This is a genomic window from Caballeronia sp. INML3B, assembly GCF_023631305.1.
GTDB classification, from domain to species: domain Bacteria; phylum Pseudomonadota; class Gammaproteobacteria; order Burkholderiales; family Burkholderiaceae; genus Caballeronia; species Caballeronia turbans.
Genome location: NZ_JALQDI010000052.1, coordinates 22791 through 37639 on the forward strand (window position 1 = coordinate 22791; position 14849 = coordinate 37639).

The 14849-nt window shown below is 62.1% G+C and carries 13 protein-coding genes and 1 pseudogene; 6 read left to right on the top strand and 8 right to left on the bottom strand.

The features are described from left to right. Positions 1-414: 414 nt before the first annotated feature. From NCS58_RS24035 to NCS58_RS24045, 3 genes are read right to left on the bottom strand one after another with little or no spacing between them, the layout of a single operon-like run. The gene (locus NCS58_RS24035) at positions 415-735 is read right to left on the bottom strand and encodes a hypothetical protein (RefSeq protein ID WP_061117248.1); all 321 of its coding nucleotides are present in this window, start codon (positions 733-735) and stop codon (positions 415-417) included. Continuing rightward, the gene (locus NCS58_RS24040) at positions 732-1991 is read right to left on the bottom strand and encodes a glycosyltransferase family 9 protein (protein WP_250477709.1); all 1260 of its coding nucleotides are present in this window, start codon (positions 1989-1991) and stop codon (positions 732-734) included. The genes NCS58_RS24035 and NCS58_RS24040 overlap by 4 nt, the downstream gene beginning before the upstream one ends. A 7-nt stretch (positions 1992-1998) precedes the next feature. After that, positions 1999-3000, bottom strand: coding sequence for a hypothetical protein (locus tag NCS58_RS24045; protein ID WP_250538893.1), 1002 nt, complete (start codon positions 2998-3000; stop codon positions 1999-2001). 142 nt (positions 3001-3142) lie between these two features. On the opposite strand from NCS58_RS24045, the gene NCS58_RS24050 reads away from it, so the two are divergent. Continuing rightward, positions 3143-4270: a hypothetical protein gene (locus NCS58_RS24050; protein ID WP_250477712.1), complete on the top strand. Its 1128-nt coding sequence runs from the start codon at positions 3143-3145 to the stop codon at positions 4268-4270. Here the strand turns inward: NCS58_RS24050 and NCS58_RS24055 are convergent. Together NCS58_RS24055 and garD are read right to left on the bottom strand one after the other, a co-directional pair. After that, on the bottom strand, positions 4225-4398 hold the full coding sequence (locus tag NCS58_RS24055) for a hypothetical protein (protein ID WP_250477713.1): 174 nt from the start codon (positions 4396-4398) through the stop codon (positions 4225-4227). The genes NCS58_RS24050 and NCS58_RS24055 overlap by 46 nt on opposite strands. A gap of 436 nt (positions 4399-4834) precedes the next feature. Beyond that, complete coding sequence (garD, locus tag NCS58_RS24060; protein ID WP_061121915.1) at positions 4835-6427, bottom strand: galactarate dehydratase; 1593 nt, start codon at positions 6425-6427, stop codon at positions 4835-4837. A gap of 205 nt (positions 6428-6632) precedes the next feature. On the opposite strand from garD, the gene kdgD reads away from it, so the two are divergent. Next, positions 6633-7550: a 5-dehydro-4-deoxyglucarate dehydratase gene (gene kdgD / locus NCS58_RS24065; protein ID WP_061121914.1), complete on the top strand. Its 918-nt coding sequence runs from the start codon at positions 6633-6635 to the stop codon at positions 7548-7550. A gap of 102 nt (positions 7551-7652) precedes the next feature. Further along, on the top strand, positions 7653-9005 hold the full coding sequence (locus NCS58_RS24070; protein ID WP_061121913.1) for an MFS transporter: 1353 nt from the start codon (positions 7653-7655) through the stop codon (positions 9003-9005). Positions 9006-9050: 45 nt separating this feature from the next. On the opposite strand, the gene NCS58_RS24075 is transcribed toward NCS58_RS24070, so the two are convergent. The 3 genes from NCS58_RS24075 to NCS58_RS24085 form a co-directional block, all read right to left on the bottom strand. After that, positions 9051-9383 carry a DUF2322 family protein gene (locus NCS58_RS24075; RefSeq protein ID WP_061121921.1) on the bottom strand — a complete coding sequence of 111 codons (333 nt, stop codon included), beginning with the start codon at positions 9381-9383 and terminating at the stop codon, positions 9051-9053. Positions 9384-9464: 81 nt separating this feature from the next. Further along, complete coding sequence (locus NCS58_RS24080) at positions 9465-9911, bottom strand: SRPBCC family protein (RefSeq protein WP_061121912.1); 447 nt, start codon at positions 9909-9911, stop codon at positions 9465-9467. Positions 9912-10169: 258 nt separating this feature from the next. After that, positions 10170-11795 carry an NAD-dependent malic enzyme gene (locus NCS58_RS24085; protein ID WP_061121920.1) on the bottom strand — a complete coding sequence of 542 codons (1626 nt, stop codon included), beginning with the start codon at positions 11793-11795 and terminating at the stop codon, positions 10170-10172. Between the two features lie 590 nt (positions 11796-12385). Here NCS58_RS24085 and NCS58_RS24090 point away from each other — a divergent pair. From NCS58_RS24090 to NCS58_RS24100, 3 genes and pseudogenes are all read left to right on the top strand, one after another. Then, on the top strand, positions 12386-13231 hold the full coding sequence (locus tag NCS58_RS24090; protein ID WP_061121919.1) for a glycine betaine ABC transporter substrate-binding protein: 846 nt from the start codon (positions 12386-12388) through the stop codon (positions 13229-13231). Positions 13232-13365: 134 nt separating this feature from the next. Further along, complete coding sequence (locus NCS58_RS24095) at positions 13366-14715, top strand: MFS transporter (RefSeq protein WP_061121911.1); 1350 nt, start codon at positions 13366-13368, stop codon at positions 14713-14715. Between the two features lie 36 nt (positions 14716-14751). Then, a pseudogene (locus NCS58_RS24100) lies at positions 14752-14849 on the top strand (peptidase M19); the annotation flags it as partial.

Sequence of the window (14849 nt, forward strand, 5' to 3'; positions counted from 1 at the left end):
CAATGCGGCGTGCAAAGGATGACGCGACCGTCTCCCGATCAGCGATGCATTGCGCGTCGAAGTGCAGCCGCCACCGGCATCGCGCACACGAGGCCTTGCGTCAACGCCTTGGTCTGGATCGCATCACTGTAGTCAAACGCGACAGGACCATGTATCGAACAATGTCGATAACGTGCGGCACCGCGAGGCACACACCGTTTCGATCGTCGAAACCGTCCCGCTTTAAAAAAAAAACCGCCTGGATAAGGCGGCAATCTGGGCCGAAGCAAGGTCGGATGTCCTGACGGGGCGGCGCGCGAAAGGTTCGACACGCGACGCGCCTTTCCCGAGCTTTACCGCTTGCCTTCATTTTCAAACGTCGAGGACGCAGCAGCTATAGATGGAATTCGATTCGCGACGAACGCCATCGCGCGCTCAGTTAAACCGCATGCCGAGCCACAAGTGCGTCATCACGCCGAGCGCGAGCCCCATCAGACGGCCGACGAACATGGCGTCGAGGGCGGGCTCGCGATCATGGAAAGAGCGGCGCGGGTTCCTGCGCCCCGCCGTCAGCGCGGGCCGCGCGAATACGATGCACGTTGCCCCCGCTATGCCGATCAACGCGCGCTGCGGGGCCGTACACGCGCTGCACGCACGGTGAACGAAGTCGGCAAGCCAAAGCAGCACGCCCGTTGCAAGCATGAAGTTGCAGACGAAGCTCGCGAAAACGCGGCCGACAGAAACGCGTTCCTTCATGCGGCCTCGCGCGATGCGTTCTCGTCCAGCAGACACCGCAAGTGTCCGCCGATGCGCGCGACGACTTCCGACCAGTCGCAACCGAAGCGGCGGCGGAACAGGCGCATCGTCGGATACCAGGGGCTGTCTTCACGCGTGTAGTGCCAGCGCCAGTCGCCATAGGACGGCAACATCAGCCACACCGGTTTGCCCATCGCGCCCGCGACGTGCGCAACCGACGTATCGACGGTCAGCACGAGATCGAGTGCCGCGATCACGCTCGCCGTTTCCGCCATCGTGTTGAGATGCGCGCCCACGTCGTGGAAGTTCCCGCGCTGCTCCGCGTACTCAGCGGCCTCGTCGGCGCCCGCGCCCTTCTGCAGGCTGAAGAATTCGATGCCGTCTACCTTGAAGAGATCGTTCAGCACGGCAAGCGACGGGAGCGAGCGGCTGGCGTCGTTCTCGTGCGTCGGGTTGCCCTTGAATACGATGCCGACCTTCAGCTTCCCGGGCGCGACCTCGGGCAGCTTCGATGCAACGGCTTCCGGCGCACGCAGATAAGGCACGGTCGGCGGCAGCGCATCGAGTTCGAGCGGCAGTTGCGCGGGAATCGCGTGCGGGAACACCCAGTAATCGATTCCTGACAGGTTCGCCGCGTCCCGCACGTCTACGACATCGCCGGCATCGAGCGACGCTTCGTAAAGCTCGACGAGCGGCGCCTGACACACGACGACCACGCGCTTCGCGCCGCAACGCTCGCGCATGATCTTCGCGAAGCGCAGAAAGAAGATCTCGTCGCCGAGGCCGAACTCGCTCCAGATGGCGATGGACTTGCCGCTCAACGATTCGCCCTTCCACTCCGGCACGTCGCGCGGAGGCTGCGTGGTGGTGCGGCGTTTCCATCCCAGCGGGCCCATCAGCGCTTCTCGGAGAGCGAAGCCTTCGTGCAGCTTGCCTCGCGCGATGAGGTGCAATGCTTCGTAAAGACGCGGCAAATGTTCGCCGGGCAGGCGCTCCACGCACTGCTTCCATATCGCGTCGGCATGCTCGGGCGCATCCCAGCGCAGCAGCGCCAACATCGCCTGATGGTAGATGTCGAAGCGGTACGGATACTGGCGCACCGCTGACGTCACGTTGCGCAAACGCGGAAAGACGTGTGCATGCGATGCGAGGGAATCATCGGCGCTGCAGATGTCGATGCCGTCGCCCACGAAATAGTGCTGGATGAATGCCGGTTCGCGCGAACGGCGCAGACTTGCCTTGCTGGTTTCTTTCATGTTTACCTCACTTCGCTTCGGTTACCGCAACGCGTGCCTGGGCACCATGCAGATTTTTCAACAGCGCCTGAATGCGCTCGCCGAGAATCTCGGGACGTCCCTTGAAAATCAGCTTCTCGATGGCTTTTTTGCCTGCGAGCGTCCGCGCGAGATCGCGCCGCTCGCTTTCGTTTTCGATGAGGCGCAGCGCCGCCGCCTTGTAGTCTTGCGTCGTGCCGGCGATGGTCCATTCCGGAAAGCCGAGACGGCGGAACATGCCTTCGTCGATGTGCTCGTGCACTTCGCGCCCCGTCTTGCATACGCCGACGAGCCCCGCCCACACCGTGTCCACGATGCCGTTCGTGTTGCCGAACGGGAACGGGTTCAGGAACATGTCGCAACCCGCGATCACCTTCATGTAGCTCGCGTAGTCCTGATGCTTGTGCACCACGGCCTTGTCGCCCATCAGGCGGTGCACGAGGTTGCGCACCTGCGGGAACGTGAGGCCCGTCGCCTGACCGACGAGAAAGTGAAACTCGACAGGCACCGGCGCTTCATTGGCGATCTCCGCGCACGTTTGCAGGAAGCCGGGATTGAGCTTGATGGTCGTGCCCGCGACAGCGATCTTCACGGGGTCGGCCTTGAGGCGCTTGCGCTTGGGCAGATCGAGTTCGAGCATCGCCGCAGGCGGACGATACGGCATGCCGTCCGAAGGCAGCTTGAGCAGCTTCTCGCTGAAGCACGCTTCGTCGCCTACGTAGTCTTCTTCGACGACCACGTAGTCCATCGCATGACCGTGCGTCGTCGCGGGATGACCGAGCGCCATCATCTGCAGGGGCGCGACGCGCAGGCACGCCAGCGCCATCGTGGTCGGGAACATGCCGACGCTCGGCATGTACATCGCCTGAGCCTGACGCGCTTCGCTCACTTCGCGCACCTGGCGCACGTGCTCCCACAGATTGGCGCCCGCGAGCGGAATGAATTCGTCGAATACTTCGCGGCCTGTTTCGTCGACGCGGCCTCGCGACATTCGCGCCGCGAAATTAGAACTTCTTCTATTCGTGAGGTCCGGTCGAAACCTTAATCTTCTCCTTGTCAGCGCCAGGCAGTCGCGAGGCACGAGCGAAACAGCGGCCAGAGGCGCATCGGAACAAACGACCAGGAACCGAAAGATGAAATTCAGCATCGCAAAGTTTGAACACCTCTGTTATCGCCGCGAATACGAGAAGGCGAGTCGCATGCTTCTCGAACTGCTCAACAAGATCGACCAGAATTACGGTGTTCTCATGGACGTCGACACGTGGGCGCAATCCGCCGAAGCGCGCGACATCATGGACGACCACCTGCTCACGCGCCTCACTTCCGCGATCACGGCACTGGCGTCCGATCCGAAATTCACTATTTCAGACCACGGCATCGGCAAACTGATGCTGTTTCAGCGATGGCTCGCCGCGCTGTTCGCCGCCAGCTCGTTCCGCAACGCGGACCACATCCTCCGTTCGCTCAGCGCGAACGAGGAATCGCGCAATTCCCTCGAACTGCGCAACAATGAGTTTCGCAAGTTCCAGCTTTTTTATCTGCCGGAGTCGGAAGTTCGCCTCGACTGGGACCTGCTCTGGAAGCACGACAAGGTGATGACGGCCAGCATGGCCACGACGATCATGTCCTCGCGCTTTCTCGCGACGCCTTCCGCACACGCCAAGCGTGAGATGCTGCTGAGCTGGCTGCCCGAGCGTCTTGCCGAAGTCGAAAGCGTCGACGTGCTGCCGATGGGCGTTTTCCACGACATGTACATGCACTGCAGCTATGCCGACCTGCCGGGCAAGCACGACATCAAGAAGCCCATCAATACGCTGGTTCGCCGCAAGCTCGCGAGCCTCGGCATCCACGATGTCGAACGCCGTGCGCAAGCGGTCGAACAGGGCGAAAAACCCGTGCTGCTCGTCGTGCTCGAATGGTTCTCGAAGAATCACTCGATCTATCGCACGCATTCGCAGACGATGGTGGCGATGCGCGACAAGTTCCATCTCGTCGGCATGGGCTATGAAGGCCGTGTCGATGATGCGGGCAAGGAAGTGTTCCACGAGTTCATCCCGCTGCAAGGCGCAAACCTCTGGGAGGTCGCCAAGCATGTTCGCCAGACGAGCGAAGAGCGCAATGCCCAGATGATGTACATGCCGAGCGTCGGCATGTTCCCGATCACGATGGTGCTGGCATGTTTGCGCGTCGCACCGCTGCAGATGATGGCCCTCGGTCAGACGCTCAGGCCGCACAGCATCAGTCCCGTCACTTCCATCTGACGGCGGGTAAGCGCCATGAATCGCTTGTATTCCGGCATCGCGCCGAAGCGCTCCAGCGAAGCGTGCGCGATGGGCGACAGATAGCGCTCGCCTTGATCGTCGACGATGGCGATTCTTGTCTTTTCCATCTCAAACAACTCCTGACAGGCCGAATGAGGCCTCCTGATCAAATGGCTCTCGCAGGTCTCGACCGTCGGTCCGATTGTTCAGCGAGCGTCGCAGGAACGCCGGGAGCGCGCTGCGATGTCGTCACAGCGATACGATGAGAAGCAGTTGCCCTTCGACGCGCTCCTGCGCATCGATCGTGTAGTGACTTGCATTGAACGATAAAGGCGCGACCACTCCGGTCATATAGAACGATGTTGAAATCTTGGGCGCGATCGCTCACGCGGCCGGACGTCGCGGCAGAGGAGGTAGCAAGGTCGCGCCCTGGAATGGTTGCCGGCGCCTGTCCCGAGAATCCAGGCGGCTCAAAAGAAAACACCCCGAAGGTGGATCGGCGTCCAAACCTTCGGGGTGCGGCTCGTGAAGCAGGAAATGTTGTCCGCGACAAGCGCGGTCGGATCAGGTCACCGGGGCGGGATTGAACAGCACGAGCGCGTTATGAAGTCTGAGCGCCTCGGCCTTCGTCTGCTTCTTGCCGCTCGCGACATCGAGCATCAGCCGGAACAGCTCCCAGCCCACATCGGCGATGGTCGCTTCGCCCGTCGCGATGGTGCCCGCGTTCACGTCCATCAGATCGTGCCAGCGGCGTGCGAGATCCGAGCGCGTTGCGACCTTGAGCACCGGCACTTCGGCCAGGCTGTACGGCGTGCCGCGCCCCGTCGTGAAGACGTGCAGGTTGATGCCCGCCGCGAGTTGCAGCGTGCCGCAAATGAAATCGCTCGCGGGCGTCGATGCGTAAATCAAGCCCTTCTGCTTCACCTTCTCGCCCGGCGACAGCACGCCGGAGATGGCGGAGCTGCCCGACTTGACGATGGACCCCATCGCCTTCTCGACGATGTTCGAGAGGCCGCCCTTCTTGTTGCCCGGCGTCGTGTTCGCACTGCGGTCCGCGCCGCCGCGCTTCAGATAATCGTCGTACCACTGCATCTCACGGATGATCGCCTGCGCCACGTCGCCGTTTGCCGCACGCGCCGTGAGCTGCGCGACGCCATCGCGAACTTCCGTGACTTCCGAGAACATTACGGTCGCGCCCGCGCGCACGAGCAGATCGGTCGCGAAGCCGACCGCCGGATTCGCCGTCAGACCGGAGAACGCATCGCTGCCGCCGCATTGCACGCCGACGACGAGATCCGCCGCCGGACACGTCTCGCGACGGCGATTGTTCAGCCGCTTCAGATGCGTGTCGGCCATGCGCATGATCGAATCGATCATCGACCCGAAGCCGACGTGCGATTCGTCCTGCAGCACGACGGTTCCGCCGTTGTCGTCGTGGAGGTTGTCGCCGATATCCGCGACATCTTCCGTTTGCGCGGATGCAGCCGCGATCGGAATCGTGCCCGGCGGCATCAGGCGCTCGGGCTGCAGCTTCTCGCAACCGAGGCTCACCATCATCACTTCGCCGCCGAAGTTCGGATTCAGCGCGATGTTGCGCACGGTGCGGATCGGCACCATCGCGTCGGGGGCGTCGATCGCCACACCGCAGCCGTAGGTGTGGCCGAGGCTCACGACGTCATCGACATTCGGGTATTGCGGCAGCAATTCGGCCTTGATGCGCGTGACCGCGTGCTGCACCACGTCCGCGACGCATTGCACGGTCGTCGTGATCGCGAGGATATTGCGCGTGCCGACCGAGCCGTCCGCGTTGCGATAGCCCTCGAACGTGAAGCCCTCGAGCGGCGACTCGTCAGGCGCCTTGATCGTCGCGATGGGCAGATCGTGCAGCTCGGGCGACGCCGGCATGCGCGTGACGTGCTCGTTCACCCAGCTTCCCTTCGGCAGCGCTTTGGTCGCATAGCCGATCACCACGTTGTAGCGGATCACCGCGTCGCCTTCCGCGAGATCCTTCAGCGCGACCTTGTGGCCCTGCGGCACGCGCTCGCGCAGCACGAGGCCATCGGAAAACGTGGCGCCTTCGCCGAGACCGCCGTCGTTGACGACGATCGCGACGTTGTCATCCGGATGGACGCGAATATAGAGAGGGGCTTGATTCATTCTGACGAATCCTTGAGCGAACGACACCCGCGCGGCTGCGGTTGGAGTTATGTCATCCTACAACATAGACGATCAAAGCGGGTTAGTATTTACCCGTATCCGTTGATTACATTGGCTTTAACCCGTTGTCTGACGTCGCGGTGTGTTGTACGATGACCTATAAGCTCGGCACCCGCCGGTCGCTGACCAACCAGACACGCACATCATGACGACACCGCAAGAACTGAAGCAAATCGTTTCCGAAGGTCTGCTCTCCTTCCCCGTGACGGATTTCGACCAGCAAGGCAACTTCCGCGCAGATACCTACGCAGAGCGCCTCGAATGGCTGGCTCCCTACGGTGCTTCAGCGCTGTTCGTCGCGGGCGGCACGGGCGAGTTCTTCTCGCTCACGCAACCCGAATATTCGCAGATCGTGAAGACGGCCACCGAAGTGTGCCGCGGCAAGGTGCCGATCCTCGCCGGCGCGGGCGGCCCGACGCGCACGGCCATCGCGTTTGCGCAAGAAGCCGAGAAGCAAGGCGCGCAAGGCGTTCTGCTGATGCCGCACTATCTGACCGAAGCGTCGCAGGAAGGCATCCGCGCGCACGCCGAGGAAGTGTGCAAGGCCGTGCCGAACATGGGCGTGATCATCTACAACCGCGCGAACTCGAAGCTCAATGCCGACATGCTGGAGCAACTGGCGGATAGCTGCCCGAATCTGATCGGCTTCAAGGACGGCGTCGGCGAAATCGAAAACATGGTGACGATCCGCCGCCGTCTCGGCGACCGCTTCTCGTACTTGGGCGGCCTGCCGACGGCCGAAGTCTACGCAGCCGCGTATAAGGCGCTGGGCGTGCCGGTGTACTCGTCGGCGGTATTCAACTTCATCCCGAAGACGGCGATGCAGTTCTATCGCGCGATCGCGGCAGACGATCAGGCAACCGTCGGCAAGCTGATCGACGAATTCTTCCTGCCGTACCTGAAGATCCGCAACCGCAAAGCGGGCTATGCGGTGTCGATCGTCAAGGCGGGCGCGAAGCTCGTCGGCCACGACGCGGGTCCGGTGCGCGCGCCGCTGACCGATCTGACGGAAGACGAGCTGGAGCAGCTCGACGTGCTGATCAAGAAGCTCGGCGCGCAGTAAGCGGTACGGAAGGAGACAGCGAAGCGCGGAAGTAGCTTCGCACATGAGGGCCGCCCGTGCGGCCCTTCGTGCATCAGCACGATCGAATCAAAGGGGAAGTCCATGTCGATGAGCCGCACCGCGAATCCCGCGGACGTCATGAAGCGCACCCGCGTGCGCTATCTCATTCTGTTGCTGGTCTTCGTCATCACGACGTTCAACTATGCGGACCGCGCGACGCTCTCGGTGACCGGCTCGGCGATGCGCGCCGAATTCGGTTTCGATGCGATCCGCATGGGTTACATCTTCTCGGCTTTCAGCTGGGCGTATGTGCTCTCGCAGATGCCCGCGGGCTGGCTGCTCGATCGCTTCGGCGCGCGGCGCGTGTATGCGGCGAGCATCTTCCTGTGGTCGCTCTTCACGTTGCTGCAAAGCGCCATCGGCCTGCTCGGCAGCGCGGCGACCGCCGTGACGGCGCTTTTCGTGCTGCGTTTCGCAATGGGCGCGGCGGAAGCGCCCGCGTTCCCGGCCAATGCGAAGGTCGTCGCGAGCTGGTTCCCGACGACGGAGCGCGGCACGGCATCGGCGATCTTCAACTCCGCGCAGTATTTCGCGGCTGTCATCTTCACGCCGCTGATGGCGTGGCTCACGCACGCGTTCGGCTGGCATCAGGTCTATATCGTGATGGGCATCGCGGGCCTGTTGCTCGCGCTCACGTGGCTCTCGGTGATGAAGAACCCGGCGGACCATCCGCGCGTGAACCGGCAGGAGCTGGAATATATCGAGCAAGGTGGCGGTATCGTCCGCGGTCATCAGCGCGCGGGCGGCGCATCGCGGGAAGCGACGAACAGCGTGGGCTGGCCCGTCGTCAGACAGTTGCTCACGAACCGCATGCTGCTCGGCGTGTATCTCGCGCAGTACTGCATCAACGTGCTCACGTACTTCTTCCTGACGTGGTTCCCGATCTATCTCGTGCAGGCGCGCCACATGACGATCCTGCAGGCGGGCTTCGTCGCCTCGCTGCCGGCCATTTGCGGCTTCACGGGCGGCGTGCTGGGCGGCGTCATCTCCGATGGCCTGATCCGGCGCGGGTGCTCGCTCACGCTGGCACGCAAGGCGCCGATCGTCGGCGGCATGCTGCTGTCGTCGTGCATCATCGGCTGCAATTACGTCGATACGGACTGGGTCGTGGTCGCGTTGATGTCGCTCGCGTTCTTCGGCAAGGGCATCGGTGCCTTGGGCTGGGCGGTGGTCGCGGATACGTCGCCGAAGGAAGCCATCGGGCTTTCGGGCTCGATCTTCAACATGTTCGGCAACGTCGCGGGCATCGTGACGCCGATCGTGATCGGCTATCTCGTCGCGCAGTCGGGCTCGTTCAACGGCGCACTGGCGTTCGTCGGGATCAATGCGCTGATCACGGTGTTCAGTTATCTCGTGATCGTGAAGGACATCAAGCGCGTCGAGTTGCGCGTCTGAGCGGACTGACGGCCCGTTCCGTCGATGGCGGAACGGGCACGACGCTTACTTCGCCTGAATCACGTCGATACGCAGCGCTTCGCCGCCATCGACGACCGCGAGCAGGCGATCGACATTCGGATGCGCGCCCGGACGATTGCGCGCATCGGCGGTATGTTCGGCGAACACGGCAAGACCGTGCTCCGCGGCCTTCGCGTCGAGCGTGCCGAACGCCTGCTTCAGATAGTGGTAGACCGCGAGCGAGCCTTGCTTGCCCGGCTTGTTCTCGATGTTCGCGACCAGATCACCTTTGCCGTCGACGAGATCGATGCGCTCGATGCCATCGATGGCGGGCATCTGGGCCAGGTTGTCCTTGAATACGCTGCTCGGCTGGATCACGGAAAGCACTCCACGTTATGAGTTGATGAGGCGGGGCGCAGTATCTTAGCCGATCAGCGCAAGGCCTGATCGCGCGCTTCTTCAGTCGGGGATCTCGGGCTCCACCAGCCTCGCCAGTTGAACCAGCGACTCCTGCCAGCCGAGGTAGCACATCTCCACGGGAATGACTTCGGGCACGCCCTCCTGCACGATGCTGAGCTCGGTCCCGCACGACACCTGGCGCAACGAGACGGTAACCTGCATTTCGCCCGGCAGGTTCGGGTCGTCGAAGCGGTCCGTGTAGCGGATCTTTTCGAAGGGCACGAGTTCGAGGTACTCGCCGCCGAACGAATGACCGTTGCCCGTGCCGAAGTTGCGGAACGACATCTTGTGGGTGCCGCCCGGGCGCGCATCCATGTGGTGGACCTGACAGGTAAAGCCGTAAGGCGGCAGCCACCTTGCTATTGCATCGGGTTCGAGGAACGCACGGTAGAGGCGTTCGGGCGTCGTGCGCAAGACACGGTGAAGACGGATGGTTCCGGTAGTCATGTTGGGCTCTCTTTCACTCGGGTAACGGGACACATCTCTACGACGATGCATCGCAGCGTGAATCGACACGGCCGAGCATCGGGGAATACCCTGGGCGCTCGTTCGTTCTGCGGAATGATACTTGCTCGCGGATGGCGCTCCCGAGGTGCGCGATCCGCAGACGGTTGACTGCGCGACAAGGCGCATGCGATCGTCGATCCTTCCTGATCGAGAGGTGCTGGCTTGTCGAGCAACTGGAACAGCGCGAGCGAGACCGCGCTAGAGCGGCCGATAAGCCGGCGCGTACGCGGCCGACTTGATATGCGCGACGAGATCGGCCGGCCGTTCGACACGCGCGAGACCATGATCGAAGATGTACTCCGCCACCGACGCCGCGACATGCATCGACGCCTCGAAGATGCGGCTTTGCGGCGGGTAGATCAGACCCTTGTCGAGGCTCTCGTCGCTGACCTGCTCGGCCACGGCCTTCGCCGCGACGATGAACATGTCCTCCGTCACGCGCGTCGCTTCCGTGGCGAACACCGCCATGCCCATCGCGGGAAAGATATAGACGTTGTTGCCTTGCCCCGGCACGAAGCTCTGGCCTTCGATCTGCACCGGTGCGAACGGGCTTCCGCTCGCGAAGATCGCCCGGCCATTGGACCACCGGTACGCTTCTTCCGCAGTGCACTCGGAACGCGACGTCGGATTGGAATACGGGAAGATGATCGGCCGCTCGTTGATTTCGCTCATTGCTTCGATCACCGCCTGACTGAAGAGCTTGGGCACCGTGCTCACGCCGATGATGCCCGTCGGCTTCAGCGCCCGTACCGCATCGACGAAGGTGTCGACCGGCTCGTGATCGATCGCGAAGACCTTCTGAAAGTCGGCCAGGTCGGTGCGTGAGCGCACCATCAGTCCATTGATGTCGAAGAGACTGCTGCGCCTGCGAGCCGAGTCGAGATCGAGGCCCTCCAGCACCATGGCCTCGCTGATCAGTTCGGCAATGCCCGTGGCCGCCGATCCTCCGCCGAGAAACAGGAAGCGCTGGTCGGTCAGCTTCTGCTTCGAGATGCGCAGCGCGCCGTAAATGCCCGCGAGCGCCACGGCGGCAGTGCCCTGAATATCGTCGTTATAGGTGCACACCTTGTCCTTGAAGCGCGCGAGCAGGGGCACCGCGTTGAAGTTGGCGAAATCCTCCCACTGAATGCAGCACTTCGGATAGAGCTCCTGCACCGCGTTCACGAATTCGTCGACGAATGCGTTGTAGTCATCGCCGCGCACGCGTTCGTGCCGCAGACCGAGATAGAGCGGATCGTCCAGCAACGAGGCGTTGTTCGTGCCGACGTCCAGCGTGACGGGCAGGCAAACCGCCGGCGGCACGCCTGCGCAGGCGGTGTACAGCGCGAGCTTGCCGATCGGAATGCCCATGCCGCCCACACCGAGATCGCCCAGTCCGAGAATGCGCTCGCCGTCCGTCACGACGATGAACCGCACATCCTGTTCCGGCCAGTTGCGCAGCAGCTCCTTCACGCGGCCGCGCGCGTCGATCGGGACATAGAGGCCACGCGTGGCCCTGAACACATGATCGAACTTCTGGCACGCTTCGCCGACTGTAGGCGTGTACACGATCGGCATGAAAGCCGCCGGGTCGGACATGAGCAGCGCATAGAAGAGCGTCTCGTTGCGTGCCTGAAGGTCGGACAGGAACAGATATCGTTGCAGGTCATTGTCGAGTTGCGACAGTTGCGCATGCGTGCGCGCGATCTGAATCTCCAGCGAAGTCACACCGGGCGGCAGCAATCCTTCCAGGCGATATTTTCTGCGCGCCTCCTGCGAGAAAGCGGAACCCTGATTGAGCCGGGGATTGTGCAGAATATCGTAGCCATAGGCCTGCGTGGACATGATCGTTCCTTCTTGACGTGAGCTGGAAATTTCATGAAGACGTCGCGCGAGATGCATCGCTAAGGATAGTCGCTCGGGCCGATACCGCAACACGATCCAGGATCAGGCGGCGTATACATGATCCGTCGGAGGAAACGGCGTGACCCGGAGCCGTCGATGATGTTTCCGTCCGCACGGATGGCCGAAGCGTTCGATCCGGCCGTGAGCGGCATCATCGGCGTGCTGTTTCTGCTTTTCCCGGCATGATCTGCCGACTCCGCCACGACGCTTTCATTTCGGTTGCGCATCGAGATATCTCATAGCAAGGGTGTCGACCCGCTTTTCTACACGTAAACCCTTTCTGAAACGTCCCGTGCAAAGCGCGCGCTGCATGCATGAGCGAATTGATGCGCTCAGGAAGTCAAAGAACATTGACGGCGCGTCAATGCGCCCGAATACTGCCGACTGCAGGGCGTCGCCCGCAGCGATGCAGATTCGCCTGGCAGACGATTGTGCTCATAGATCAGGAGACTTCAACGTACCCGGTCTTCATTAAACCAACCCGATACAAGGAACGTCGAATGAAGAATGCCTTGTCCGTACGCTTCGTCATGAAGACTGCCGCTGCAGTCTCCGCAATCACGTTCGCGATGTGCGCGAATGCCGCCGATCCGCTCAAGATCACGCTGACCAACTGGGCCGATACGCAGGCGGTCGTCTACACCGCGAAGTACGTTCTCGAAACGAAGCTGCAACAGCCCGTTACGCTGGTGAACGCGGATATCGGCATCCAGTTCCAGGGGCTCGCGAGAGGAGACGTGGATCTGATGCTCGGCGCCTGGCTGCCGGTCACGCACGCCGCCTACTACGCCCGCTACAAGAACGACATGGAAGATCTGGGCGCCATCTATTCCGGCGCGAAGATCGGTTGGGCGGTTCCCGACTATGTGCCCGAAAGCGAGGTGGCCTCCATTGCCGATCTCAACAAGCCCGATGTCAAAGCGAAGCTGAATAGCACGATTCAGGGCATCGAGCCGGGTGCTGGCGAGATGGTCGCCTCGGAGAAAGCGCTCAAGGAATACAACCTCGCCGGATATAACCTGGTCAGGGCGAGCGAGGCCGGCATGCTGACGGCGGTATCGCGTGCCTATCCGTCGAAGAACTGGATCGTCGCGACAGTCTGGAGCCCGCACTGGCTATGGCAGAAGTACAAGATGCGATATCTGAAGGATCCAAAAGCCGTGCTGGGCGGCGACGAGCAGATTCACGGTTTCGGCTCGAAGCAATTCGCGCAGAAGTTTCCTCGGGCCAACGTCTTCGTCCGGCACTTCAAGCTGACCCTGGCGGACGTCGAGGCGATCGAACTCGAAGGTAATGCCACGAACGACTGGAACGTGGCGGCGAAGAAGTTCGTCGATGCTCATCCGGAGAAAGTTCAGGCATGGCTTCAGCAATAGGCGTCCGGGCGCGCCGACGGTGGCGCGGCTGACCGATTACCTAGGTAATCGACACGTATGGACCTAAGTAATTTGTGCGCTTACGCTCCTTTACAACTCGGACAGAAACCGACATGTGAAAGGGGTAAAGCGCCATGCCGAATCAAGCAACCCAAGAGGTGGACACGAGGACGCTCAGACGCGTCATCGCCGCGGCGTCCATAGGCAACTTCGTCGAATGGTTCGATTTCGCCGCATACGGATTCCTCGCAACCATTCTCACCCGCGAGTTCTTTCCGAGCGGCGACCCGACGGTCGGGCTTTTGAAGACGTTCGCGGTGTTCGCGGTTGCTTTTGCGTTTCGACCGCTCGGTGGCCTCTTCTTCGGCGTCGTCGGGGATCGGATCGGTCGCAAGCGAACCCTCGCTTTCACCATCCTGTTGATGGCGGGCGCCACGACGTTGATCGGGCTGTTGCCGACGTATGCGACCATCGGCTATTGGGCGCCCCTTCTTCTCACGATCATCCGCTGCGTGCAAGGGTTCTCCGCCGGCGGCGAGTATGCAGGCGCCTGCGCCTATGTGATGGAACATGCGCCGCGCCGCCGCCGCGCGTTCTTCGGCAGCTTCGTTCCGGTTTCGACTTTCTCGTCGTTCGCGTGCGCGGCGGTGGTCGCCTATCTCCTCGAGTCGTCGCTGTCGCCCGCAGCGATGGTCGACTGGGGCTGGCGCGTTCCGTTTTTGATCGCGGCGCCAGTCGGTCTCATCGGCGTCTATCTGCGCGTGAACCTGCATGAGACGCCGGCATTCAAGGCGCTCGAAGGGAAGAAGGAAGTCGCGCACGCGCCCTTGATGGAAACCCTCCATTCGCAGTCCGGAAACATCCTGAGACTCGGCGCGTTCGTCTCGGTGACGGCGCTGTCCTTCTATACGTTCACGACGTATTTCGCGACGTATCTGCAGGTCGCCGGGCATCTGTCTCGCGGAACCTCGCTGCTCGCGACCGTGCTCGCACTCTTCTTCGCCGCAGCCCTGTGCCCTCTGGCGGGCCTTTTCTCCGACCTGGTGGGACGCCGCACGACGATCGCGAGCACCTGCATCTTCATCATCGTCTCGGTCTATCCCGCGTTCGCGCTCGGCGGATCAGGCGACTTGTCCCGCTCATTGTTTGGCGTTGCGCTACTCGCCGTGGGCGCCGTGCTTTCGGGCGTGGTCACTGCCCCGCTTCTGTCGGAAGTTTTCGCCACGAAGACCCGATACACCGCATCGGCCATCACGTACAACCTTGCGTACACGATCTTCGGCGGCACCGCGCCGCTCGTCGCGACGTGGCTGATCTCCGCGACGGGAACGAATCTGTCGCCGGCGTATTACCTGATCGCCGTGTCGATCTTCGCGATGATCGGCGGCCTCTCGTTGCGCGAAACATCCAAGACCGCGCTCGAGGAAGCAGGCCATGCAAGGGGAAGCGCGAGCGAGCGCCCGGCTGTGGAACGCACGGCTTGATTTCGACTTTCACGCAAAACTGAACGGACATCGGCAATGAGTAGCCTTCACGATTCGAGCATCATCATCGACGGACTGAACATCTCGAAGTTCGAGCGCTCCGTGTTCGAGGACATGAGAAAGGGCGGCGTGAC

Excerpts from the sequence above, each read along its gene's own strand:
- NCS58_RS24035 (WP_061117248.1), bottom strand. The coding sequence starts at position 735 with ATGAAGGAACGCGTTTCTGTCGGCCGCGTTTTCGCGAGCTTCGTCTGC.
- NCS58_RS24040 (WP_250477709.1), bottom strand. The coding sequence starts at position 1,991 with ATGAAAGAAACCAGCAAGGCAAGTCTGCGCCGTTCGCGCGAACCGGCA.
- NCS58_RS24045 (WP_250538893.1), bottom strand. The coding sequence starts at position 3,000 with ATGTCGCGAGGCCGCGTCGACGAAACAGGCCGCGAAGTATTCGACGAA.
- NCS58_RS24050 (WP_250477712.1), top strand. The coding sequence starts at position 3,143 with ATGAAATTCAGCATCGCAAAGTTTGAACACCTCTGTTATCGCCGCGAA.
- NCS58_RS24055 (WP_250477713.1), bottom strand. The coding sequence starts at position 4,398 with ATGGAAAAGACAAGAATCGCCATCGTCGACGATCAAGGCGAGCGCTAT.
- garD (WP_061121915.1), bottom strand. The coding sequence starts at position 6,427 with ATGAATCAAGCCCCTCTCTATATTCGCGTCCATCCGGATGACAACGTC.
- kdgD (WP_061121914.1), top strand. The coding sequence starts at position 6,633 with ATGACGACACCGCAAGAACTGAAGCAAATCGTTTCCGAAGGTCTGCTC.
- NCS58_RS24070 (WP_061121913.1), top strand. The coding sequence starts at position 7,653 with ATGTCGATGAGCCGCACCGCGAATCCCGCGGACGTCATGAAGCGCACC.
- NCS58_RS24080 (WP_061121912.1), bottom strand. The coding sequence starts at position 9,911 with ATGACTACCGGAACCATCCGTCTTCACCGTGTCTTGCGCACGACGCCC.
- NCS58_RS24085 (WP_061121920.1), bottom strand. The coding sequence starts at position 11,795 with ATGTCCACGCAGGCCTATGGCTACGATATTCTGCACAATCCCCGGCTC.
- NCS58_RS24090 (WP_061121919.1), top strand. The coding sequence starts at position 12,386 with ATGAAGACTGCCGCTGCAGTCTCCGCAATCACGTTCGCGATGTGCGCG.
- NCS58_RS24095 (WP_061121911.1), top strand. The coding sequence starts at position 13,366 with ATGCCGAATCAAGCAACCCAAGAGGTGGACACGAGGACGCTCAGACGC.